The sequence below is a fragment of the Paenibacillus barcinonensis genome (assembly GCF_003217495.1).
In the GTDB taxonomy this organism is placed as follows: Bacteria; Bacillota; Bacilli; order Paenibacillales; family Paenibacillaceae; genus Paenibacillus; species Paenibacillus barcinonensis.
Window position 1 is genome coordinate 553,533 of the sequence record NZ_QJSW01000001.1, and the last position, 24,982, is coordinate 578,514.

Annotated in this window: 16 protein-coding genes; 5 read left to right on the forward strand and 11 right to left on the reverse strand. The window is 47.9% G+C overall.

Annotated features, from left to right (window positions below):
* Positions 1-143: 143 nt before the first annotated feature.
* Positions 144-1,484 carry an MFS transporter gene (locus DFQ00_RS02695; RefSeq protein WP_110893861.1) on the reverse strand — a complete coding sequence of 447 codons (1,341 nt, stop codon included), beginning with the start codon at positions 1,482-1,484 and terminating at the stop codon, positions 144-146.
* Between the two features lie 257 nt (positions 1,485-1,741).
* On the opposite strand from DFQ00_RS02695, the gene yhbH reads away from it, so the two are divergent.
* Both yhbH and DFQ00_RS02705 read left to right on the forward strand, forming a co-directional pair.
* Positions 1,742-2,908, forward strand: coding sequence for a sporulation protein YhbH (gene yhbH / locus DFQ00_RS02700; RefSeq protein WP_110893863.1), 1,167 nt, complete (start codon positions 1,742-1,744; stop codon positions 2,906-2,908).
* The gene (locus DFQ00_RS02705) at positions 2,905-4,341 is read left to right on the forward strand and encodes a SpoVR family protein (protein WP_110893865.1); all 1,437 of its coding nucleotides are present in this window, start codon (positions 2,905-2,907) and stop codon (positions 4,339-4,341) included. The genes yhbH and DFQ00_RS02705 overlap by 4 nt, the downstream gene beginning before the upstream one ends.
* Positions 4,342-4,439: 98 nt before the next feature.
* On the opposite strand, the gene DFQ00_RS02710 is transcribed toward DFQ00_RS02705, so the two are convergent.
* The 5 genes from DFQ00_RS02710 to DFQ00_RS02730 all read right to left on the reverse strand — a co-directional run bounded on the left by DFQ00_RS02710 (position 4,440) and on the right by DFQ00_RS02730 (position 15,169).
* Positions 4,440-6,923: a bifunctional diguanylate cyclase/phosphodiesterase gene (locus DFQ00_RS02710; protein WP_110893867.1), complete on the reverse strand. Its 2,484-nt coding sequence runs from the start codon at positions 6,921-6,923 to the stop codon at positions 4,440-4,442.
* Between the two features lie 293 nt (positions 6,924-7,216).
* A complete protein-coding gene (locus tag DFQ00_RS02715) occupies positions 7,217-10,477 on the reverse strand; it encodes an endo-1,4-beta-xylanase (RefSeq protein ID WP_110893869.1) in 3,261 nt (1,086 codons plus the stop codon).
* Positions 10,478-10,860: 383 nt separating this feature from the next.
* On the reverse strand, positions 10,861-11,892 hold the full coding sequence (locus DFQ00_RS02720; protein ID WP_110893871.1) for a LacI family DNA-binding transcriptional regulator: 1,032 nt from the start codon (positions 11,890-11,892) through the stop codon (positions 10,861-10,863).
* 142 nt (positions 11,893-12,034) lie between these two features.
* On the reverse strand, positions 12,035-13,036 hold the full coding sequence (locus DFQ00_RS02725) for a globin-coupled sensor protein (protein WP_110893873.1): 1,002 nt from the start codon (positions 13,034-13,036) through the stop codon (positions 12,035-12,037).
* A gap of 237 nt (positions 13,037-13,273) precedes the next feature.
* The gene (locus DFQ00_RS02730; protein ID WP_110893874.1) at positions 13,274-15,169 is read right to left on the reverse strand and encodes a PrkA family serine protein kinase; all 1,896 of its coding nucleotides are present in this window, start codon (positions 15,167-15,169) and stop codon (positions 13,274-13,276) included.
* 360 nt (positions 15,170-15,529) lie between these two features.
* Between DFQ00_RS02730 and DFQ00_RS02735 the strand changes: the two genes are divergently transcribed.
* Positions 15,530-16,405 carry a DUF2161 domain-containing phosphodiesterase gene (locus DFQ00_RS02735; RefSeq protein ID WP_110893876.1) on the forward strand — a complete coding sequence of 292 codons (876 nt, stop codon included), beginning with the start codon at positions 15,530-15,532 and terminating at the stop codon, positions 16,403-16,405.
* 145 nt (positions 16,406-16,550) lie between these two features.
* On the opposite strand, the gene DFQ00_RS02740 is transcribed toward DFQ00_RS02735, so the two are convergent.
* The 3 genes from DFQ00_RS02740 to DFQ00_RS02750 all read right to left on the reverse strand — a co-directional run bounded on the left by DFQ00_RS02740 (position 16,551) and on the right by DFQ00_RS02750 (position 19,361).
* Positions 16,551-17,177 carry an FMN-dependent NADH-azoreductase gene (locus DFQ00_RS02740; protein ID WP_110893877.1) on the reverse strand — a complete coding sequence of 209 codons (627 nt, stop codon included), beginning with the start codon at positions 17,175-17,177 and terminating at the stop codon, positions 16,551-16,553.
* Positions 17,178-17,364: 187 nt separating this feature from the next.
* Positions 17,365-18,588, reverse strand: a complete 1,224-nt coding sequence (locus tag DFQ00_RS02745; protein WP_110893879.1) for an aminotransferase-like domain-containing protein — start codon at positions 18,586-18,588, stop codon at positions 17,365-17,367.
* A 116-nt stretch (positions 18,589-18,704) separates the two neighbouring features.
* A complete protein-coding gene (locus DFQ00_RS02750) occupies positions 18,705-19,361 on the reverse strand; it encodes a response regulator transcription factor (protein ID WP_110893881.1) in 657 nt (218 codons plus the stop codon).
* A gap of 442 nt (positions 19,362-19,803) precedes the next feature.
* Between DFQ00_RS02750 and DFQ00_RS02755 the strand changes: the two genes are divergently transcribed.
* Both DFQ00_RS02755 and DFQ00_RS02760 read left to right on the forward strand, forming a co-directional pair.
* Positions 19,804-20,214, forward strand: coding sequence for a hypothetical protein (locus DFQ00_RS02755; RefSeq protein WP_110893883.1), 411 nt, complete (start codon positions 19,804-19,806; stop codon positions 20,212-20,214).
* A complete protein-coding gene (locus DFQ00_RS02760; RefSeq protein WP_110893885.1) occupies positions 20,211-21,275 on the forward strand; it encodes a phosphodiester glycosidase family protein in 1,065 nt (354 codons plus the stop codon). Before DFQ00_RS02755 ends, DFQ00_RS02760 begins: the two co-directional genes overlap by 4 nt.
* A gap of 336 nt (positions 21,276-21,611) precedes the next feature.
* On the opposite strand, the gene DFQ00_RS02765 is transcribed toward DFQ00_RS02760, so the two are convergent.
* Positions 21,612-22,628 (reverse strand): LacI family DNA-binding transcriptional regulator, encoded by a 1,017-nt coding sequence (locus DFQ00_RS02765; protein WP_110893887.1) that lies wholly within the window; start codon positions 22,626-22,628, stop codon positions 21,612-21,614.
* A gap of 101 nt (positions 22,629-22,729) precedes the next feature.
* Positions 22,730-24,895 (reverse strand): glycoside hydrolase family 3 N-terminal domain-containing protein, encoded by a 2,166-nt coding sequence (locus DFQ00_RS02770; RefSeq protein ID WP_110893889.1) that lies wholly within the window; start codon positions 24,893-24,895, stop codon positions 22,730-22,732.
* Between the last annotated feature and the right edge of the window lie 87 nt (positions 24,896-24,982).

Below are 24,982 nucleotides of genomic sequence, written 5' to 3' on the forward strand. Positions count from 1 at the left end.
CCTTTTCATAATTTCTTCACGGACACAGGTTCTTCATCGAATTCAGCACATCTGCGCATGGCAAAAAGAGCCCCGGACCTCTGTTCTATGAGGAACAGTGTCTGGAGCCTTGAACCAACTGCTTTGCGCAAACCGGACTATGTTTAACTAGTAAATGGAATTTCTGTCGCCTTTCTCACCGTATTCAAACCCCGGATACGTTCTTGCTCCTCCTGATCAGCTAACCCGGCATCCTGTATCCCTTTCTGCACATTCACCATCAACAATATGACAATACCTGCTGCAAAAAAGAAAATCAGTGATAGTATGCCCCAGCGCGTGGAGCCTGTTATCTGTCCAACGTAACCGAATACAAACGGGCCAAAGATCGAAGCGAACTTGCCTGTAATATTAACAAAGCCGAAATACTCTCCCGTGCGACCAGCCGGCATCAGATTGCTAAACAGAGAACGAGCGGTCGATTGACTTATCCCCTGCACCACTCCTACGAGCCCGGCGAGAATATAGAAATGCAGCGCTTGGGTCATAAAATACCCCAGAATGACAATACAGATATATACGCTTAAACTCACAATCAACACCCGCTTTGCTCCCCACCGCTGCGCCCATGCACCAAGCAGCAGCGTACATGGAAAACCGATGAACTGTGTCAACATCAGCGCCAGCATCAGATCACTTGTCCCTATGCCAATGCTTGTGCCGTAGATGGTGGCCATGAGAATAATCGTGTTAATGCCATCATTAAAAAACCAGAAGGCCACCAGCATGCGAAGCAGCTGCGGGAAACGCCGGATCTGACCAAAGGTTTGACGCAAACGTCTTACCCCCACCTTGGCATACCCTGTCCACGATGCAGGCAGCTCCGGGGATGCTGGCCGTGTCGGTGCATAGCGGAAAATGGGGATGGAAAATAGCAGCCACCATAACGCCACTGAAACAAATGCAAGTCTCGTGCCCGCCAGAGTATCCGGCAACCCGAACCAGCCCGGCTGCTGAATCATCAGCAGATTGATGGCAAGCAATAGTCCTCCGCCAATATATCCGTAGGCGTATCCTTGGGAAGACACCATGTCCCTTCGTTCTGCGGGAACCAGATCAGGCAGCATGGCATCATAGAACGTATTGCCCCCGGCAAAACCAATCGTGGATAACACCAGCAATGCAGAGGCCAGTAGCCAGTCTCCTTCTCCGATGACACTGAAACCTAATGTCGCCACAACTCCTATAACCGTGAAAACACGCAGAAAATTTCCTTTTCGTCCAGACAAATCGGCCAGCGTGCCTAATAGAGGCGTTAACAACGCCACACACAGCATTCCGATCGAATGTGTATACGCAAGGTAGGAAGCGGCCGTGTCCTTATCCACTGTCGCTGCTGCGACAGAAGCATAGAATACAGGCAGCACTGCTGCCAGTATCGTCGTTGCATAGGCTGAATTGGCCCAGTCATACATAATCCAGGCTTTTACCGCACGTTTATCCACACATAATCCTTCCTTTACACGCATCAAAGTTCGATGCTCAGAATCAGTCTATTTTCTCTATTGTAAAGGAAAGACATCACATTGGATCAAGATTTTTGTAAAAATTCGGCATGTACCGCTCTTCAGCGTGTCGTCAGTCGATTCTGGCATATTTCATTCATTTTAGTTGAGTCCGCATCACATATCGTCCCCGCCCGTGAATATACTTAATTACCGACAGGCCAAACTGTGCCGCGTAATCAATGGGGGGTGCCTACATGTCAAATTCACACCAGCCTTACTCGTTCGTCGTATCCCGGGAAGATTGGTCGCTTCACCGCAAAGGGTACCAGGACCAGCAGCGCCATCAGCAAAAGGTGAAAGATGTCATTAAGCAGAATCTGCCTGATCTGATTACTGAGGAAAATATTATCATGTCCGATGGACAACAAATCATCAAGGTGCCAATCCGCAGTCTGGATGAGTACCGTTTTGTGTATAACTACCAGAAGCAAAAGCATGTCGGTCAAGGGGATGGAGACAGCCAGGTGGGCGATGTCATTGGCCGTGATCCTGCATCGCAGAAGCCAGGCAAGGGCGAAAAGGCTGGCGATCAACCGGGCCACGACATTGTGGAAGCCGAGGTCAGCATCGAGGAATTGGAGGACATTTTGTTTGCCGAGCTGGAGCTGCCGGACCTGAAACAGAAAGATAAAGATCTGATCGAGACACATACCGTCGTTTTCAACGATATTCGCAAGAAGGGCATGCAGTCCAACATCGACAAGAAACGTACGATACTGGAGAACCTGCGCCGCAACGCAACCACGGGCAATCCAGGTATTCACCATATTAGTCCCGACGATCTTCGTTACAAAACGTGGGAAGACAAGATCATTCCTCAATCCAATGCGGTCATTATCGCCATGATGGATACCTCCGGGTCGATGGGATCGTTTGAGAAATATTGCGCGCGCAGCTTTTTCTTCTGGATGACCCGGTTCCTGCGCCGGCAGTACGAGAAAGTTGAAATTGTGTTTCTGGCCCACCATACGGAAGCCAAGGAAGTGACCGAAGAAGAATTTTTCACTCGCGGCGAAAGCGGCGGCACGATCTGCTCCTCTGTTTATATGAAGGCACTGGATATTATTGATCGACGTTATCCGCCCTCCAGCTATAATATATACCCGTTCCATTTCTCGGATGGCGACAACCTGACCTCGGACAATGAACGCTGTGTGAAGCTGATCGGAGAGCTGATGAAACGCAGCAACATGTTCGGTTACGGCGAGGTGAACCAGTATAACCGCAGCAGCACACTGATGTCCGCTTACCGTCATATCAAGATGGATCAATTTATGTATTACGTCATCAAGGAAAAAGGTGAAGTATACAAAGCGTTGCGCAGCTTTTTTCAAAAAAGAGAAGGAGGCAGCCTGGGATGACCGATGAAATCCGTGAACTGGAATACGCCATTGCTGAAATTATGGAGATTGCCGATGGATTCGGCCTTGACTATTACCCGATGCGCTACGAAATCTGCCCGTCGGATATCATCTACACCTTTGGTGCGTACGGCATGCCGACAAGATTCAGTCACTGGAGCTTTGGCAAAACCTTTCACAAGATGAAGATGCAGTACGATTTTGGACTCAGTAAAATCTATGAGCTTGTGATCAACTCCAACCCTTGTTATGCCTTTTTGCTCGATGGCAACTCCTTGATCCAGAACAAGCTGATTGTAGCCCATGTGCTGGCCCACTGCGACTTTTTCAAGAACAATGCGCGCTTCTCCAAGTCCAACCGTAACATGGTCGAAAGCATGGCCGCCACAGCCGACCGGATCAGCAACTACGAGATGGAATACGGTACAGAGGCCGTTGAATCCTTTATTGATGCCGTGATCGCCATTCAGGAGCATGTAGACCCACAGCTCATCAAACCGCGACATTTGGATAAGCAGCGGTACATGGAGATGAAAATCCGTGAGCAGCGGGGTGAGAAAGCTCCGAAACCGGAAGGACAATATGACGATCTATGGTCACTCGACAACCTGCAGGTCGAAGAAAAGCCTGCAGACAGCGTGCAGGTGCATCATTTCCCGCCCGAGCCGGAGAAGGACATTATGTGGTTTATTCAGGAGTTCTCCGAGGTGCTTACCGATTGGCAACGGGATATTATGAGTATGATGCGGGAGGAAATGCTCTATTTCTGGCCGCAGATGGAAACCAAGATCATGAACGAAGGCTGGGCTTCGTACTGGCATCAACGTATTATACGCGAGCTCGACCTGAGCAGTGAGGATACGATTGAATTTGCCAAGCTGAATTCTTCTGTCGTGCAGCCTTCCAAGCAGAGTCTGAATCCATACTATCTGGGACTGAAGATCTTCGAGGACATTGAGCACCGCTGGGACCATCCTACACGCGAGGAACAGGAGCGTTGGGGCCGACAGCCAGGCCAGGGCCGAGCCAAAATGTTCGAGGTACGCGAGTTCGACTCGGACACCTCCTTTATCCGCAACTACATGACCAAGAAGTTAACGGAAGACCTGGATCTCTACGTGTTCGAGAAAAAAGGCCCGGATTGGAAGATCACCGACAAATCCTGGGAGAACATCCGCGACCAGCTTGTATTCTCCCGTATTAACGGCGGTTCGCCGTATCTGGTCGTACAGGACGCAGACTACCTGCGCACTGGCGAGCTGGTGCTGAAACACCAGTATGAGGGCATTGAGCTGGACCTGAAATACATGGAGCGAACACTTCCGTATCTGTACCGCCTCTGGGGACGTACAGTGCATGTCGAGACCCGAGTGGAGGAAAAGCCGATCTGGTTCACCTATGACGGCAAAAAGCACCACCGCAAGTTTTTGTGAGCACTGAAGTTAAGCTTTTATGAACACTGATATAGATATCACGGTAACCCAAAAGCGGCAAGTTCCCCATGAAGATTGGGAAATTGCCGCTTTCGATGTTATACAGAATGAAGTGCCTCACTGCCATTTCCCAGCATTCGCAGCGGTACAAAGAAGCTGTCTTCTACTTCGCTTGCTGGTAATGGGCGGCTGAAGTAATACCCCTGGATTTCTCTGCAGTCATTTTGCATCAGGATGTCCAGCTGTCCTTTGGTCTCAATGCCCTCGGCGATGACCTCCATCTTGAGGTTCTGAGCCATGGAAATAATTGTGGCTACAATGGCCTGATCGCTATGGCTTTCCGTGATGTCGGTAACAAAGGAGCGATCAATCTTGAGCTTGTGGATCGGGAAATGCTTCAGATAGCTCAGGGAGCTGTACCCGGTACCAAAATCATCCAGACTGATCTTCACACCTAATCCATTAAGCTCGTTTAGAATCGCGGTGGATACGGCAGCGTCCATCATCATGCTCTCCGTAATCTCCAGTTCCAGATACCTGGCCTCCAAACCTGTCTCGTTCAAAGCATTTTTCACCTGTTCCACCAGATTGGACTGGTGAAACTGCTGGCTGGACAAGTTCACAGACACCGGAATGAGCGGTCCACCGCTGGCATGCCACAGCTTCATCTGCCTGCACGCTTCACGAAGCGTCCAGTTGCCGATATCATAGATCATACCTGTCTCCTCGGCCAGCGGGATAAATACACTCGGTGCAAGCAAACCTTTTATCGGATGCTGCCAGCGAATCAGAGCCTCAACCCCAATCATCTGGCTATCCCGGGTACGAATCTGGGGTTGATAGTACAGCACCATCTCGTTTCGCTCCAGCGCTTTCCGCAGATACCCTTCCAGCTCAATCCGCTCATACAGTTCCGAGTCGAGCTGGGCCGTGTAGAACTGATAACCGTTCTTGCCATTTTTCTTCACTTCATACATCGCGGAGTCCGCATGTTTAATTAGCGCATCCGTTCCTGCCCCGTGCTCAGGATACATCGCAATTCCGATGCTGGCTGTAACATAAAAATCATTTTCCTTCAAACGATATGGCTGCTGGATCGACTCAACAATCGCTTCTGCAAGCCGTATAATCTGCTGCTCATTCGCCTGCTCCCCTGTAACCACCATCGTAAATTCATCTCCACCCATGCGGGCGAGGGTAACATTGGACATTGCTTGAGGATGAGAAGCTTCAATCGTGCTTACAATCCGGCTGCTGACTTCCTTCAGAAATACGTCGCCGATGGAATGACCCAGAGAATCGTTAATCATCTTGAAGCGGTCAATATCCATGACCATAACAGCGAATATGGCTTGTTTCCCCCCGCAGACGCTAATCGTGTTAGCCAGTACCTCATCCAGCTTGCGCCGGTTGGGCAGCCCTGTAAGCGGGTCGTGGAGAGCCTGATGTCGAATATTCTCCTGGGCCTGCGTTTCCTCCGTAATATCTTTAATTAAAATGTGGCTACCCACATGAGTATCATCAATAATGACTGGAATGACGGCAATACTCAAGTCGAGCAGTTCATTTTGTCTATTTCTCATTTTTGCCGTATAATGCTTCTGTTCCATACCCTGACTATCCCATGTGTACATGTTATCACTACTCGTACACTCTACCTCGATTTGCTCTACGATCTGATGAATCGGGCGATCAATCACCTTTCTCTCAGGGTAGCCTGTGATTGTGCTTACCGCTGCATTAATGCCTTTAATGATACCTTCCCTGTCTACTGAAATGATGGCATCTGAATGATTATGATACAGAGCCTGATACCACTGTTCATTCTCACGAATACGCTGATCCTTCTGAGACAGCCGTTGATTGATGAAGTTACCGAACAACGTAAGCCCAATCGCAACAATAGTACCCGCAGCAATCAGATATGCAAGAACCTCCGACTCGATCTGTCTGGTCAAGTTTTCAGGAACTATCGTGCTTTGATGAAAATGAGCTGCTGCCATCCCGGTGTAATGCATCCCCGTTATGCCCAGACCCATAATGAGCCCACTACCAATTTTGTAGACCCAGTCATGCTTCGAATCGCTCCGGTTAAAATAAAACATGAGCCATAGCGCAGCAAAGGAAGCCACGGCTGCAATGACAACCGATAAAGCCACAAGGAGCGGCTTGTACGTCACGGGAACAGACATCGCCGCCATCCCCACATAATGCATAGAGGTAATGCCCGTGGTCATGAGCACCCCTGCTATCACCAGCCTGCTGATTTTATTAGACTTCCGTCCTGCAAAATCCAGCGCGACTCCCGATGCAGCAATAGCTAGCAGCACCGATAAAATAACTTTATCCATTGAATACGAAACGTGCATAGGCAGAACAAACGCAAGCATGCCCACAAAGTGCATGGACCAGATGCCCAATCCCATAGAGATGGCACCACAAGCAATCCACCAGTGACGTGCCTTTCCGCTCGTCAGAGATACACGGCCTGCAAGATCAAGTGCTGCATAAGAGGCTAACGACGCAATAATATAGGATAAAACAACAAGTTGTAGATTGTACGTGCCATGTATGTGCTCCACTCACTCTGTCCTTTCAGCCGGGCGATACCTCATATGTATGTTCAATGTAAAAAAGAAGCGAGTGCGCTGCCGGATGACAGGCACTCCCTCCGCATCATTTGACTTTGCGACCATCGACTTAGTCATAAACCGTTCGCATACATCTGAAACCCGCATATGTTGAATGTCTATAGTCTAAACGTCCCAGCTCTGAAAATCAACACTTATTTCCAGAAGATGAGCCTGTTTATCCCTCATTTACGGTATCTTGAAGTAGTCTCAACATGGCCGTTCAGAGCTTGAACACCACAATTTTATTTCTTCATCAGCAGCAAACTACCGAAGCCTGATGTATCCCGGTATGAATTGCCTGATGGGTCACTCCACATGAACACACTGCTGCGTTTTCCGTCTCCTGCACCATCATCATTCACCTGCAGATCAAAGCCAATCCATTTGCTTTCCTTGGTACGAACATTTTCGAGTGGAATTGCCGCTTCAACGATATACCCTTCCTTCGTCAGGCGGGTAGCTGATTTGAACAGCTCTTTGCGCGGGCTGCCGCCAAAGGAAGTTTCATTGTCAAAATTAACCCGGTACTGGGCATCATCCTCCTCATAACTGTTCGTCTGATTTTTGTTCAGATCAATAAACAGCTCAATGGAATCCTGCTCATGTGCATTTGCACTTTTTTTGCTAAGCAGCGGATCTTTGACCTCAGCGAGTACATACAGATACTTCTCATCCCACAGCAGCTTCGCTTTGGCTTTGGCACCGGAATTGCCTGTAACCTTAACATCAGTTGTAATCGTCACTGCTTTTTTCCACAGCTTGTCTTCCTTCCCATCCACTGTTGGTGTTCCGTACATAACCTTGGCATGCTTTAAGTCAAAGCCCAGTTTGAGCTTGCCCCGATTTTCTGTTTTCTGTGGTTGTTGATTGTTCACGTCATTCCACACCACGATCGAGGTTTTGCCATTAGGCTGTTTATCTGTAATTCGGAAATCAAGAGACAGTACCTTGCCTGCCGCCAGATCAGCAGAGGATAATGGCAGGGATGCATAGACCACATATCCCGATTTGTTCTCCTTCACTTGATACAGCTTCTGATCCTTGCCTTTCCCGCCATCCCGGTTAAAAATGTATTGTCCGTCCTTCGGTGTGCTGTTTTTCTTGCCGGCGGTCATATCCTCCGGACTTACAAAAACCTCCACCTGATCACCTTTAAGACGTGTAGCATCCTTCACTTCAATGCGCAGGTTCAGTTGTTTTCCATCCCATAACGTCTTTACTTCTCCTGTCGTGCCCACTGCACCTTCAATTACATGCGAGAATGGCAGGGCTCTCACCGCGCCCCAGATAATATCCTCCTGTCCTTTACGATCAGGCAAGGATACCTTTGCTTGGGATGCCGTCCACTCATTTCGATATACGGGTAACGTTGAAGGATCAACCAATGCCCAGTAAGCCGGCTTGGCTTTCAGCTTGCGATCAAACAGTAATGGTGCATCTTTTCTGCCTTTGACAGGGAAATCATCCAGCCATGTGCCGTCGTCGGCAAGTCCCCATAACGTTACACTATCCATTACACCACGATCATCAAACTCCTTGAACAGATCAAACAGCGCACGATAACGATACGCCTGTTCCAGCATCATCTCGTCTGTGACCGGCTTCTCCTGCTCGGAGTTCCCGGAATAGATAGACATATCCAGCTCCGTTACTTGAATGTGAACCCCCAGAGCCGCTGCACGGTTAAACGCTTCGCGAATCTGCTTGATGTCTGGTCCATACATGGATACGTGCATTTGGAAACCAATGGCATCAATCGGTGTTCCTTTAGCCAGCAGCTTCTCCACAAGTTTAACCATGTCATTCATCTTGCTGACACTACCTTCAATTCCATAATCATTGATGACCAATACCGCATCTGGATCAGCTTCACGCGCATAGCGGAATGCCAGTTCAATGTAGTCACTGTCATCTCCGTCACCGTCCACATCACCAATGATATCACGCCACTTCGAACCGCTCGCCTGATTACGCAGACCGCCTCCGTCCGAGATGACTTCATTTACAACATCCCATGTGTGCACTTTGCCTTTGTAACGGCTCACAATCGTTTGAATATGTGTTTTCATGCGCTGCATCAGTTGTTCACGTGTAGCTGGCTTCGATGGATCATTAGGATCGGTAAAGAACCAATCCGGCACCTGGCTGTGCCAGAGCAGCGTATGACCTCTCACCTGCATGTTGTTCGCTGCAGCAAAGTTAACGAGCTTATCCGCCTCAGACCAGACAAACTTGCCCTCTGTAGGCTGCATGGCATCCATTTTCATAAAGTTCCCTGCCGTAATACTGTTAAAATGTTTGGTCAGCAGTTCAGAGTGCGGGTCCTTAGGGTCCAGTGCCGTCTGATCAATGGCCGCACCAAGCGCATACGACGAACCTAGCTTCTTGGCCAAGTCCGGAATATTTTTTTCAATAGCAATCGCTTCGGTTGCCGTGATCTGTACATCATCAACATAAAACGGAATTGTGTCTGTCTCCGTCACTTCGGAAGACTGCTTCCACGGTGTCTCGGCATACATACGCAACCCGCTGATCCCTGTACTTTCGGCTGGGACTATAATATCTGCCTCAATTTTCTTCCACTGGCCTTTGTTCAGCGTTGTGGAGGCAAACATAGCATACTCCAGGTTCGCTGTGTCACGATTAAACTCCTTCTCCAAGGAGCCGTTAATAACCTGAGTTGCAGGTCCTTCATCATACATTGCCCAAAAGGAGATATGAACTGTGCTTCCCTTTTGCAGATAAGGCAGCACCTCTACAAGCGGACCGTGATAGGTCTCGCTACGGGATGAGGTTTTCAAGCTGCGGTTGCTGTTATGTCCAATGCCACTGACAACCTCCAGCTTCTCCGTGCCCCGGGCACGCCAATTTCCGATATTGCCATCTTCAAAATCGGCCTTAAACAATGCTTGTCCTGCTTCTCCCGGCTCACCCGGATTCTCAGGCGCAGCTTTAACGAGACGAATCTGGAATTCATCTAACAGGTAAGCGGCCTTAGCATCTGTGCTCTCCAGATAGAGAAGCAGGCTGCTGCCTTGCTCATAGCTGTACTGACCCTGCAGCTTTACCCACTTCTGATCCGTCACTTGCTCGGCTGCGTTAACCTGATCATATTGCGTATCCCCATTACCATCTCGACGCTCCACAGTGAATTTCAGATCAGCCGGAGCTGAGCCGGCAACCAGCTTCACGTATCCCGAGATTTCCACAACTTCATTTTTATGAACAACATCGGTCAGGGATAACGAAGGGCCATTCCAAGCCTCCGTGCGTCCCGTTGTTTGAAGGGATTGTTTGCCTTGATACGCCTGTTCAGCTGTCACATCGACCTTTACTCCACCTCGTGCTGTCCAGCCCTGCGTTGTACCCTCTTCAAACGAATGAGATAACAGAATATCCCCCGCCTTCGCTGCGCTTGCCTTCCATTCTCCTGCTCCGAGACCTGGCAGCAAGCTAACAATCAAAACTGCTGCCAAGCATAACCTCAACCATTTTCCCCGCACGTAAATTCCTCCTTATGAATTTCTTCATCCATCCTGTAACGCGGTCAAACATCAGGCTTTTCACGACACACTTCTGCATGCATGCACATCCTCTGCTGGTCTGTTCGCTGGCAACCAGTAACACGATTGCGCGGATGGGTATCAGGAACATTCAATGCACGGTCCTAAGCCTCCTCAAGTGAGCCCGATAACGCCCTGGGGAACCTGCCCCTCAACAAAAGTAAGCGGTTACATAATCAAATTTATGCGATTGTACCTTTTACTGTAAATATGGAAATTTAATGTCCACCCCCCTCTTTTTATATTTCTGATTACTTTCCTATGTCTCTAAACGAAAAATTACCTGACCTGCCTCATATAAAAACCATAAAAAAGCACAGCCCTTATGGCTGTGCAGGTACTTCAGAATACATTTCATTAACAGGTGCTGTCGTTTGACGAACAATCAAATTCGAAGGCTCCGTAACCACCGGCGGTGTATACGATGGATTTTCAATCATGGCAATCAGATATTCGATCGCCCGGATGCCAATCGTATAAATGTTCTGATTCACCGTGGTCAAGCTTGGTTTGAACACTTCTGCGTAATACGTATTATCAAAGCCAACGACTGAAATATCCTCAGGCACGCGGAAACCATGCTTCTCGATCTCATGAATAGCTCCAAATGCAGACATATCGGACGCACAGATGATACCTGTAGGCTGTTCGCGAAGAGCCAATAAACGTCGTGCTGCCTTCGCACCGCCATCAAAGGAGTAGTCACATACCTCCAGATAAATTGTCGCATACGGAATGCCACATAAACGAAGCCCTTCCTTGTACCCATCCAGACGCAGATTAGCTACTGCAGGTCCCAGCGTGCCTGAAATGTAAGCAATTTTACGATGCCCCAGCTCATAGAGATGTTTAACCGCCATGGCAACCCCGTTAACATTGTCCGTTGTGATGTACCCTGCACGTTTGCCAAACAAATCTGTGTCAATAAACATGGTCGGAATCTCGGCTGTAACCAGTTCCTGAATGCTTGTATTTTCTCGGCCTTCCCCGAACACAACGACACCATCCACGTTTCGGCTACGGCAGTGCTTGATGAATGAATATGTAGGATCATCAAATCTTGTGGATAAGCGAACGAGATCATACCCGCTGTTTTCCAAAGCTGTTTTGATACCTTCAAGTAATTCGGCAACAAACGGATTCGTAAATGGAACGGTAAGCAGCACACCCACTGTCCAGGACCGGCGCTTAACCAGTCCACGTGCGACCACATTGGGTTGATATTTTAATAATTCGATGGCTGAATTCACTTTTTTACGTGTTTTTTCGCTAACATCCGGGTAGTCATTTATTACTTTGGAAACGGTTGCAACGGACACACCCGCTTCTTTGGCCACATCGTGGATAGAAGCCATCTAATCACCTCAACCTCTTTTTAAATCGCCTGTATCCGGCTATAGTATCTATAACATCGGCAGGTTTGTCTACCCATTATAGCTTATTACATGCCGAAACGGTAATGAATGCGCCATGAAAATGAATCCTTACCGATCTATGCTACTGTTCCAGTTTTTTCAAGTCCAGCGCCAGCTTCTCCATCGTTGTTGCAAATACCGCAAGTTCGGAGGAACGTGAAGCCTGACTTCTTGCGCCCTTGGACGTACGATCAGACTCCTGCTGCACACTGCTCAGCTTTCTCATAATTTCCTGCAGATTGGCCTGAATCTTACCTTGTGCCTCACGGGAACTGGCGGCCAGCTTGCGTACCTCACTTGCGACCACTTCAAAGCCGCGGCCGAACTCTCCTGCACGCGCTGCTTCAATTGCAGCATTCAAGCCGACAAGATGACTTTGATCCGAAATCTCACGAATCAGCTCACCCATCTTGCCGATCTGATGAATCTCTCCGGTCAATTCCTCCAGCAACGCATGTGCCTGCTCCTGAGATACAGCCGTTTCATTCGCTACACTGGAGATGGACATTGCATTTTCGTTTAATTCACTGATCATGCCGGTAAGCTGTTGGGTAATCTGTGTAATCGCCAGCAGTGTATTACTCTGATCCGCAGCAAGCTGATGAAGCTTCTCTTTCTCTTTTTTCTCATATGCTTCCAGCACGAGCTGTGAATCCAGATTAAACATTTTACTTAATGCCTGTATAACCAGATGCCATGAATCGGGAATAACCTGCTGAAATATACTTGTAGCAATGTCCAAATAAACCATATATGTACCTAGATAATAATCTTCAGACAAGCCGATTCGGGAATGCACCAATCCAATTGCAATGCGTTGTTCAATATATGCATCATCCACAATGCCGTCCGTCATAGATAACCAGTACATTCGCTGCGTTTCCTTCAACCGGTCGATATTTGAGAAGCGTGCAATCAGTTGCATCAGTTCAGGGTAATCCCCTACATGATTGTAGAAATGATCCACCACTTCCTCAACGACCTTCTCAAAGACTGGCCGATGATCCGCAAGCAGCTTCAAGTCCCGCTCACCTAAACCCATATAATCCAATTGCTTCTGCCTATCTGCTGAAATGCTTCCCATATCTGATTAGATCAACTCCTTATCGTTTTTTATTCCAAATTGTAAATATGTTAATTGATTATAGACTAAAATACCTAAACATTCATATACCATAAGAACTAATTCACTTGGAAATTAAAATATTTTTTGTTAAATGTTATTTGTTTTTAGCCATTTCTAATATAAAAAGGCCCTGTATTTGATGCGAAGGAGCCTCGCAACAAATTTACAGGACCTAGTTCGGAATGGTGCAGCGGTTTAGCGGTTCAGCAGACTCCCCACGTATCGTAATAGTTCATTAGCGCTGGCAGCCGTATAACCATGCTCTTCAATAAGGCGTTTGATCACTTCATTCATACGTTTCAATTGTGTGGCATCCGGTGTCTTCGTGGACGTTGTAATCTTCACAATGTCCTTCAGATCAGCGAACAGCTTCTTCTCGATGGCCTCCCGCAAACGATCATGACTGCTGTATTCGAACTTGCGCTCCTTACGGGAATACGCCGAGATACGAATCAGAATTTCCTCGCGGAACGCTTTTTTGGCATTCTCCGAAATGCCGATCTGTTCCTCAATGGATCTCATCAGACGCTCATCCGGGTCCATCTCTTCGTCCGTCAGCGGATCACGGATTTTCGACCAGTTGCAGAAAGCTTCAATGTTATCCAGATAATTTTCGAATAATGTTTTGGCAGATTCCTCAAATGAATAAACAAAAGCCTTCTGCACTTCCTTCTTCGCCAGCTCATCATACTCTTTACGCGCCAGGGCGATAAAGTTCAAGTAACGCTCACGCTCTTCCTTCGTAATGGAAGCGTGCTGGTCCAGCCCGTCCTTGATGGCACGCAGGATATCCAGCGCGTTAATGCACTGAAGATTTTGCTTGATCAAAGCGCTGGATATCCGGTTAATGACGTAACGTGGATCAATACCGGACATGCCCTCGTCCAAATATTCGTTTTGCATCTCTCGCAGATCAGCTTCCTTGTAACCTTCAACTTCTTCACCGTCGTACATCCGCATTTTTTTGACAAGGTCCATGCCTTGTTTTTTCGTTTCCTTCAATCGGGTAAGTATGGAGAAAATAGCTGCCGTGCGCAGCGCATGCGGTGCAATATGCACATGTTTCATATCGCTTTGCTGAATCAGCTTTGCGTAAATTTTCTCTTCTTCCGATACCTTCAAATTGTACGGAATCGGCATAACGATCATCCGGGACTGCAACGCCTCATTTTTCTTGTTGGAAATAAACGATTTATACTCAGACTCGTTAGTGTGTGCCACGATCATCTCATCCGCGCTGATTAATGCAAAACGGCCCGCTTTAAAGTTACCCTCCTGCGTCAGGGAAAGCAGGTTCCAGAGAAACTTTTCATCACACTTCAGCATCTCCTGAAACTCCATCAGTCCCCGATTGGCCTTGTTCAGCTCGCCGTCAAAACGGTACGCCCGCGGATCGGATTCTGATCCAAATTCAGTAATCGTGGAGAAGTCGATACTGCCTGTAAGATCCGCGATATCCTGTGATTTCGGATCTGAAGGACTGAAGGTACCGATCCCTACCCGGTTATCCTCCGAAATAAGGACACGCTCCACCCTCACCTTGCTAATATCCCCGCCGTACTCAGTCCGTAATCTCATCTGGCAGGATGGGCACAGATTACCCTCAATGCGTACGCCAATCTCCTTCTCCACCTCAGGGCGAAGCTCCAGCGGAATGAGGTGCAGCGGCTCCTCGTGCATTGGACATCCTTCAATCGCGTAGACCGCTCCTTTTTCCGTGCGTGAAAATTGCTCCAGTCCCCGTTTCAACAGCGTTACCAGTGTAGACTTACCTCCACTTACCGGCCCCATCAGAAGCAAAATCCGTTTTCTTACATCCAGACGACGTGCAGCGGAATGAAAATACTCCTCCACCAGCTTCTCGATGGAACGATCCAGTCCAAAGATCTCCTGCTCGAAAAATTTGTAGCGCTTATGTCCCCCGACCTCTTCTACGCCATACGATTCAATCATCTGATACACTCGTGCGTGAGCCGTCATTGCCGGAGTCGGGTCCTCCTTCAGCAGTGCAATATAATCTTCAAATGTTCCGTTCCATGTTAAACGGTCACTCTCTGCCCGATATTCCGCAACGCGTTCAAAAATATTCATGCTTGGTACCTCCCATGGCTCCTTTAGTGTGATTGTCAACCATTCCGAATGGTATGAAGAAATCAATAGAGTTGCAACTCCTGCTTGAATACCCTTCTGCGGTCCGGCTTAGTCCCGCTGTTCTTGATCCAAACGTCTTTTAAGGATGTGAAAAGTGTATTACATACCTATGCGGCAACTTGGATAAGTTGACCTCTTTTTTTCAAACCGCGTCTTTGAATTTTATGTATGCACTGTTCTATCAGACATCTTGTGACCTCAGAAAAAAAAGCATCAATATGCTATAATAAAGGTTCTAATGAAGGAAAGCGGACAATGTCATCAGGACATACACATCCTTGCAGGGAAGGAGCAGAACGAATGGCTGTACAATATGAAACCGAGCTGTACTCCCCCGTCAAAGCGTTTTTTGAGCAGCGCGGATTCGAGGTCAAGGCAGAGGTTAAACATTGCGACCTGGTCGGAGTAAGAGCGGATCAGGCGGAACCATTAATTGTGGAGATGAAAAAAACATTTAACCTGTCTTTGCTTCTACAGGGCATGCAGCGTCTCAAGCTGAGCCCGCTCGTATATTTGGCAGTAGAGCGTAACCGAAGCAAACGCGGAGCGGTCAATCAGCGCTGGGGTGAGCTGACAGCACTCTGTAGCCAGCTAGGCCTCGGGCTGATCACAGTTACCTTCTACAAAACGAAAGCCCCGCTGATTGATGTCTTATGTGAACCTGCGGCTGCGATTATACCCGCCTCAGGCAGAACTGTTTCATCAGCTCGGAGAAGCGGCATACGCCGCCAGCGGCTGCTCAAGGAATTTGATGAGCGGAGCGGTGATTATAATACAGGCGGCAGCTCAGGCCGGCAGCTGATGACAGCTTATCGGGAAAAAGCGATACGTGTCGCGGCCGCATTGCGATCCAGTGGCGAAGCCTCACCTGCGACACTTGCCCGTCAGACCGGTGTAGGCTCAGCGGCAGCCATTATGCAGAAAAATTATTATGGCTGGTTCGAACGTCTTTCTCGCGGCAAATACATACTGACGATCAAAGGCGTAGAGGCATTGACGGAGCATACACAGATGCTGCACAATCAGGGACAGCAGGCCGAAGACGAAAGTATATCGAACGTTCATACCGACATAACCTATGCTGAGCCAGATGCTGCAGCGGAGCATTCGCTGGATGAGCTTGCCCGGATTGCCGAGGTTTCCGAGCATTATCTCATGACCCGCACCAAGGAGTGATACCTGCGCCCGTACTACTAACATAAGAAGCGCATCCCCGTGTATGTCGGTTATCTTGTCATTTCACTGCCAAGCAACACAAAAAAACGCCTGTCATCTCTTTAGGAGACAACAGGCGTTTTCTTTAAACCGATATTAAAATGGATTAGAAGCTTGCTGCCACTTCTTTAGCCAATTTCAAACCAGCTTCAACGATCTCTTGGGAACGATCTGGAGCAGCATTGTGACCTTCAACCACAACAACCTCAGGGTTTTGAATACCCCAGAAGCCAAGTACGTTCGTTACATAACGAACAGACATCTCAGCAGATGCCATAGGCTCTGTAGAATATACGCTACCACGAGCGTTCAGCAAAGCTACTTTTTTGTCGCCTACCAGACCTACAGGGCCTTCAGCTGTGTATTTGAACATTTTACCTGCTTGGCTCAGGTAAGAGATATAGTTCACCAGTGGTGCTGGAACAGTGAAGTTCCACAGTGGGAACGCAAATACCACTTTGTCTGCTGCCAGGAATTGATCTTGCAGTTGTGCTGCCAGTGCAGCCGCTTTTTGCTCTTCTGGAGTTGCTTCGATACCGTTAGCCGCTTTGTAACCACCAGTGATTACAGTGTTACCGTAGTAAGGAAGATCTGTATTGTAAAGATCCAGCTCAGTGATTGTATCACCTGGGTGGGACTCTTTGTATGAATTCAGGAATGCATCGTACAATTGAACACTAACTGCTTGATCTGCAGGACGGTCATTAGCTTTGATAAAAAGAACAGTAGACATTTTGATTTTCCCCCGTTAGTTAAAATATATGAGTGCGTATTCTGAACTTGCAACCGTTGCTGCCTAGTATAAAGAAATTAACAACTCATTAATTAATATTATATATAAAAATGTTAGTGGATGCAATAACGTAATCTCATGAATGTTGATACAAATTGGACTAGGGTGTGTAATACTGGCTACATCGCTAGCTCCGAGCCGTAAATTCCAAGATGGCTTCACTAATTAGATTCATGCCAAGTAACAGCTCATCACGTCCAGGACGGCTGAAATTCAAGCGGATATACCGTTGATCCAGCGTGCCTGTAGAGCATAAGGTTCCAGGCAGAAACGAAACCCCCTTCAACAAAGCCGCCTTGAGCAACGCTTCACTATTCAGCCCTTCTGGAAGTTGTACCCATAGATACATTCCACCCTGAGGTATGTTATAACTGCACCCTTTCCATCCAGGTCGCTTCAATAGTTCAAGCATCAGTTTAAGCCTTGTTTTGTATTCCCGGTTCAGCATGGATAGGTGATCCCCCCATCGAAAAGGAGATTGCGCAAGCAACTCATACAGCAGCCGTTGATTCATAGGACTGGATTGTCCGTCTGCAATTCGTTTCACGGATGTCATAGCCTCAATCAAGGCCGGATGCCCGGCAGCCCATCCTGTACGGAGTGCAGGTGCCACCGTTTTGCTGAAGGAGCCAATGTAAAGAACATGTCCACCCTGATCGGCAGTATCAAGCGCAAAGAGCGAAGGATACTTGTGATAGAACGCAGCCGGCTCCAAGCCGTCAAAATGTAGCTCGCCATAAGAATCATCCTCAACCAGCAGAACACCATAACGTGCGCACAGATCAAGTACAGCTTCCCGTCGCTCCATACTCCACAGAATGCCCGTAGGATTGGAAAAGCTGGGTGCAGCAAAAAGCAGCTTTGGTCTAACACGCTGCATGTGCTGTTCCAATACATCTGGCAGTATGCCATCCTGATCGCCAAAGACAGGCACAATGGCTGCGCCTTGCATTTCCAATACCTCAAGACAGCCGGGGGATGTCGGATGCTCTACAAGCACGGAGTCTCCCGGTTCAAGTAACAGACGCATCACCAGGTCGATTGCTTGCTGCGTGCCTGTCGTCAACAGAATCTGATCCGATACAGTTCGTATCCCTTTACGTACATTCCAATCATTGTTCAGCCATTCTCTTAGTGGGGAATAACCTGCCTGCTCTCCATACTGTAAAGCAGAAGGGCCTGAACTGAATACAGACAATGCCGCTTGCTCCAGAAGCTTAAATGGAAACAATTCCTCCGCGGGCAGTTCTTCAGCGAGTGAAATGAAATACTCCTTGCCTGACATTTCGCGTATATCCCTCAGAGGTGATGACAAAAGCCTGTTGGTACGGGAAGCAAAGAAATATTTCATGGATAGATCCCCCTTCATTCTATTCCGAAACTGTTCTCGCAGCCGCCCTACAACCTATTCCAGCCAGACACCAAATATACCGAACGATGCATGATGAATCACCTTGCAGGTGATCATCAGGAAACCGTCTTGGACTGCCTTGCATGCAAGGCATAACGTTCGATAGCCTGTGCTCTGCTGCTGACTTCCAGTTTCACATAGATTTTACGCAAATAATTATCAATCGAGCGTCTGCTCACATTGATTTCACTCGCTATTTTATCATAGGTTACCCCTTGAACAATCCTTTCCATGATAAAAGTTTCCGTTTCTGTTAACTCAACGGTGTATTGTTCCGAAGGAGGCTCGGAAGGCTGACCCCAGTCTGCACTATCGAGCCATGACAAAGGAATGGAAACATACCCTTCCCTGAGGCCGGAGATCAGATGAATAAGTTGACTCGGTGAAGCCTGTTTGGATAACATGCCACTGGCCCCAAGGCTCATCAGATGGCGAAACAGCTTCACATTGTCTTCATCCGTCAGAATGATGATATGTGTATCCTTTGAAAGCTCTTTGATCCGGGAGATGTATTGATCTGCCTGCCCCTCTGGAAGACGGTAATCCATAAGAATAAGATCTGGCTTGTGCAGACTCACCAGTTCAAGACCTTCTGTTCCGGTCGAAGTCATACCCCGTACGCTCAAATCCTGTTGCTCTTCCAAAATTAATTTTGTACCCAGCATGCTGGTGGGGTGGATATCTACGATGACCACCTGCCATACTTTTTTCATTGTGGTTCCTCCTGTTATGTATTGGACAATTGACTTCTGTTATCCATCCATATCCTTTTCGCAATTTATGCGACAGTCCGAGTATAGATGAAGCAGGGGTCGGATTTTGTCGAATAATAAGAAAATACAGGCTTCAGACGCTCAAAAGCTCTGTTTTCTGACTGCATCTCACTACGAAAACGCTCAGATAGATACTCTTCCATGCCTGAAATGATCAAAACCTAGTATAATTTTCCTGCATTTCTATCTAAAAAAGTCGAAAACCCCGCCCAAAGTTCCTACTTATTGCATCTATAAGAAATTGTATCCTAGGACTTCCTTCCGATGCAATCTCTTTTTTATTCTATTATTAATGAATTTCATTTTTGCGTAATGAATAGCCGCATGGTAGAATGAGAATTGGAAATTTTTTAACCTTAATAATAGAACCAGGAGTGATGTTATGAAATTATCCGATCCGTCTTCTGACATCCATCACACCCGGAGCGCCAAAGGCAAGACTGGATCATCCGTCAGATTGTTTCTGGTCATGTGGATCGTTCTCATTGCTTTAGGAGTTGTAGGCACCTACTATTATAGCAACCACCTCCAGCAACAGATGATCAGCAAGCTTCAGGTCCATACACAGCAGCAGATCGACACATTAAAAGCCGATTATGAAAAGCAGCTCTCTACCCTATCCTCCGAAGTTGCCACCTTGCAGGGGCAGGTTCAATCTTTTAATGAGTTGCTCACATTTACGAAGGATAATGCAAGCAGCAAAACGGATAACAGCAACAAATTGTATACCCAACTGAGCGAAGTGAAAAAACAACTGGAGGCACTCCAGAAAAAGATGGACCTGCTCAAATGATTACACCCGTCAAACAGGTTAATCGTTTTTTTATGCTTGCACTTGCTCCTTTCATCGGGTTGATTCTCTGTATGTTGCTGTTACGTCCTGAACTTGATCCCGGCACTTTGCTTCCTTCCAACTTGCCTGAAGAGCAAGTAACTGCTCAAACTCAAACCATCAGCAAGGAGCTGGCAGGGGCAAAAGATGCTGCGATTCAAACTTCTTCTTCTATTAAAAGAACAACACAGCTTTATAACCAAACGACCAGCACCATGTCCACTATCGTTCAAAAAGCTTCCGCTCAGGCATCTAGGCCGGAAATGATCTACAACAAGCGGATTACCTCCAAACTTGGTGTGCCATTTAAACGAGTAGACAGCGACCGGATTACAATTGAGATGTATCGAGTGAATCCCGGCACCTATACCGGATATGCAATGAAGGTCAAACTGAAGGATCATAGCGCGATGCAGATGGCTTTGAACAGTGAGCCTGGACGATCCGAAACAACGATGCAGGCCGTGAAGCAAAGCGGAGCCGTGGCGGGTATTAACGCTGGCGGATTCGCAGACAGTGGCGGCAAACGTTACCCTCTAAGTACAACTGTACAGAACGGCAAGTATGTGAACGGTTTTCAAGCCAGTTTTAAAGACTTGTTCTTCGTAGGACTTAACGATGCCGGCAAGCTTGTCGGTGGCAAATTTTTTGATCAAAGCTCCCTGGACCGCTTGCGGCCTCAATTCGGAGCAACCTTTGTCCCTGTGCTTATGAAAAATGGGCAGAAAACGATTATTCCAGACAAATGGAAGGTATCGCCCAAGCGTGCACCTCGAACCGTCATTGGCAACTACAAGGATGATCAGCTGTTAATTATTGTGGTTGATGGATATAATGAAAACGGAAGCTCGGGTGCGACACTGGAAGAGATGCAGGGCAGATTGGCCAAGCTCGGTGTAATAGACGCCTACAATCTGGATGGGGGTGGCTCCTCGTCCCTGATTCTGAATGACCAGGTCATTAACAAACCTTCAGATGGCAATCTGAGACCGGTACCTACTCACTTTTTATTTTACAAATGATAGGGTAAAGCATTCCTTTTCTACCTATTATGGTTATAATAGAAGTAAATGAGCTTGTGCAGGAGGTGCAAAGTGTATGTCGTTTTCACTGACATTCTGGATTATTGCAGTTGTACTAACGCTATTTATCACAGGCATTCTCACTGCATCCTACAACCAAGACAAAACAAAAGGCCTCTAAGGCCAAGCCTCTCCCCGGAGAGGCTTTTTTCATGTCTCCGCATACAGCAAAAGACAAGTTTCAAAAGAAGAATGTCATTCCTCCAAAGCTTGTCTCTTGCTATATCCTTTTGATGTTGACAGTCAGTACCAGGTAGTACGCCTTATCTGATGATCTTAATAGATTACTGCACGTTCACCTGGCATAGACAACAGGGAATCGACCTCTGTCGGCCCCGTTACAGACTCTCCTTCTACCAAGGTGACATAGATTCGCTCGTGATCTACAGGCTCTCCAGCAATGATTTTAATTAACTGCTCCGCCGCAAGCGCGCCCCACTTGCGTTTTGAATAATCAATGCTTGCAAGCCTAGGCTGAATGTAATTGCTGAGCTCAATGTGGTCAAAGCCAATGACATCAATCTGCCTGCCCACCTCTAATTCACTTTCGGCAAGACGGTCACATAAGCCAATCGCCATCTCATCGTTAAGACAAAATACAGCGGCCGGTTCCGTGTACGTCTGCACAATCTGATCCGCAGCTCGTTCTCCTCCGCTTTTCTCGAAATCACCAACAATCTCGATCCACTCTACATCTGCTTCACGCTCTGCCACCTGTCTGACGGCCTTCAAGCGCTGTACCGAGTCAAATGAACCTTCAGGGCCAGTCACGACATAGATCTTGGTATGCCCCTTTTCTATCAAATATTCCATCGCCAGCGTAGCTCCAGCCTTGTTATCCAGCAGCACCTGATTAATGTTGGCATGCTCCAGCTCGCGGTCAAGCACAACGATCTTATGCCCTCGATCGGCATATTGCATAAGCTCCTCACTTGCAAACGTATGATCCAAAATGATCGCACCATCAATCATTCTTTCGGGCAGCATCCGATGAGATTGCTTTCCGCTGCATACGATCAGATCATATCCCTGTGTATTGCATACCGCTTTCATGCCACTTAACATATCCCCGTATACATCACCACTGAAATCTGTAAGAAAGACACCCAGAATCCGTGATTCTCGCTTCTTCAATGTTCTGGCGGCCGCATTAGGTACATAATTCAGCTCTTTGGCAATTGCCAGTATTTTGGAACTGGTCTCACCAGTCACTTTGTTGCTTCCATTCAGAGCGTATGATACGGTCGAGATGGAAACCCCAGCCTTTTTGGCGATATCCTTGATACTGACCATATTCTTCGCTCCTCTGTTATGTTAATCAGGCCTTTCAATACCGAAAGACCTGACTATTAAATGTAACTTATGGTTGTTGTCCTACAATAGAACAAGATGCTTTAAACAAGTTTGAACGTGCGGCTCTGTGTATCTCTGCTATTAGGTCCTACCATAATAATGAACTCTCCGCGGTCACTTCGATATCCAAGATCAGCATGATGGTAACGGAGCTGTGTCTCAGTTAAAGTAAAGGTCGCGGTCTCACTCTCACCCGGCGCAAGAGACAGCTTCACATAATCTTTCAACTCACGCATCGGACGAACAACCTCACCGCTCACATCGCGAACATAGAGTTGAACCGTTTCCACACCATGACGATCACCGGTGTTTGTTACACGAATCCGAACGGTCAGAGGGCTGTTAGCCGTCATCTCTACAGCGGATACCTCAACGTCACCATAATCGAATACAGTGTAAGAAAGACCGTAGCCAAACGGGAACAACGGTTCATTGACACTATCCAGGTATTTGGAAACGTAACGATTCTCCGTGTTATCCGGGTTGATTGGGCGGCCTGTATTGAAGTGATTGTAATACACTGGCACTTGTCCAACCGATTGCGGGAAGGACATCGTAAGTCTGCCTGATGGATTAACCGCGCCTGTAAGCACGTCAGCAATAGCTGCACCACCCTCACTACCAGGGAACCAGGCTTCCAGCACGGCATGCGATTCCTGTACCACTCCATGCAGATCCAACGGACGGCCATTAAAAATAACGCTGGCAATCGGTTTGCCCGTCGCCTTCAGCGCCTGTACCAGCTGTAGTTGTGCTTCTGGCAGACGAATGTCTGTCCGTGATCCACCCTCACCGCTCATCTCCGAGTCCTCACCAAGCGCAAGCACAATCACATCCGACTGATATGCAACCTCAAGTGCTGTGGCAATCTGCTTTTCTGTAATCGTGTGCACATCACTACCCTGCGCTGTACGAACCGTACCTTGCGGCAGACGTTCCTGAAGGGCTGTTCCCAGCTTCACAGCATCAGCCTTAACTCCCTCACAAGACCACCATCCGAGAATATCCTCACTTTGGGCAAATGGTCCGATTAACGCCACCTTTGCATTGGGCTGGAGCGGCAGAACCTGCTCTTCATTTTTCAGCAGCACCGCCGACTTCGCGGCAAGTTCTCGCGACACCTCACGATGTTCCTTGGAGAAAACAATGTCGCGCTCACGGACAGGATCAGCCGCCCGGAACGGATTATCAAACAAGCCCAGCTTGTCTTTGAGCTGCAGAATCCGCAGCACCGCTTCATCTACGAGTCGCTCCTCCACTTCACCCTTCTGAATCAGATCTGGCAGATGATTCACATAACATGGTGTCATCATCTCCATATCTACCCCTGCACGGATCGCACGATACGCCGCCTCACGGTCATCCTCTGCTGCACCATGGGCAATCATCTCGCGGATCGAAGCCCAGTCGGAGATTAGCACCCCGTCAAAGCCCCATTCATCACGCAAAATGCCGCGCATCAGCTTCTCATTGCCGCTGGCCGGGATACCGTCCACCGTATTGAAGGAGGTCATCACCATCTCCACACCTGCATCCAGTGCCGCCTTGTATGCTGGCAAGTAGTATTCACGAAGCTGACGCTCAGACATATCCACCGTATTATAATCACGACCGCCTTCAGCTGCACCGTATGCTGCGAAATGTTTAACACACGCCGCAAGACGATCCACTTCCTCTGTCAGATTATCCCCCTGATAACCGCGTACAAAAGCAGCAGCGAACAAGCTGTTCAAATACGGATCTTCACCCGTTGTTTCCATTACACGGCCCCAACGCGGATCACGCACCAGATCAACCATAGGTGCAAAAGTGACATGCAGCCCGGATACGGCCGATTCACGTGCCGATATCTCGGCACTTTTCTCCGCGAGCTCCAGGTCCCATGAGCAGCCTATAGCCAGCGGAATCGGAAAAATAGTTTTAAACCCATGCACCACATCTGCCATAAATAGCAGTGGAATGCCAAGGCGGCTTGTTTTCAAATAAGCTTGCTGCACATCCATGATGGCCTGTGCTCCAGACAACCCCAGAATCGAACCACTTGCATGGACCGACTGCTCTGTGATCCCCATCTCTTCCATCGGTCCTGTAATCTGACCCTGCGCATCTGTTCCTTCATAGAAGTTGGCAGTCAGCTGTAGCAGCTGGGCCACCTTCTCCTCCAGCGTCATCTGATTCACCAAGTCCATCAACTGCTGATTATTCATCAAAAAAACCTCCACTACACGTATATTGAAAGAAAGAACCCGGCTGCGTTCGGGGAGAGACCGCGCACCGGGTTCAATCAGACGGGA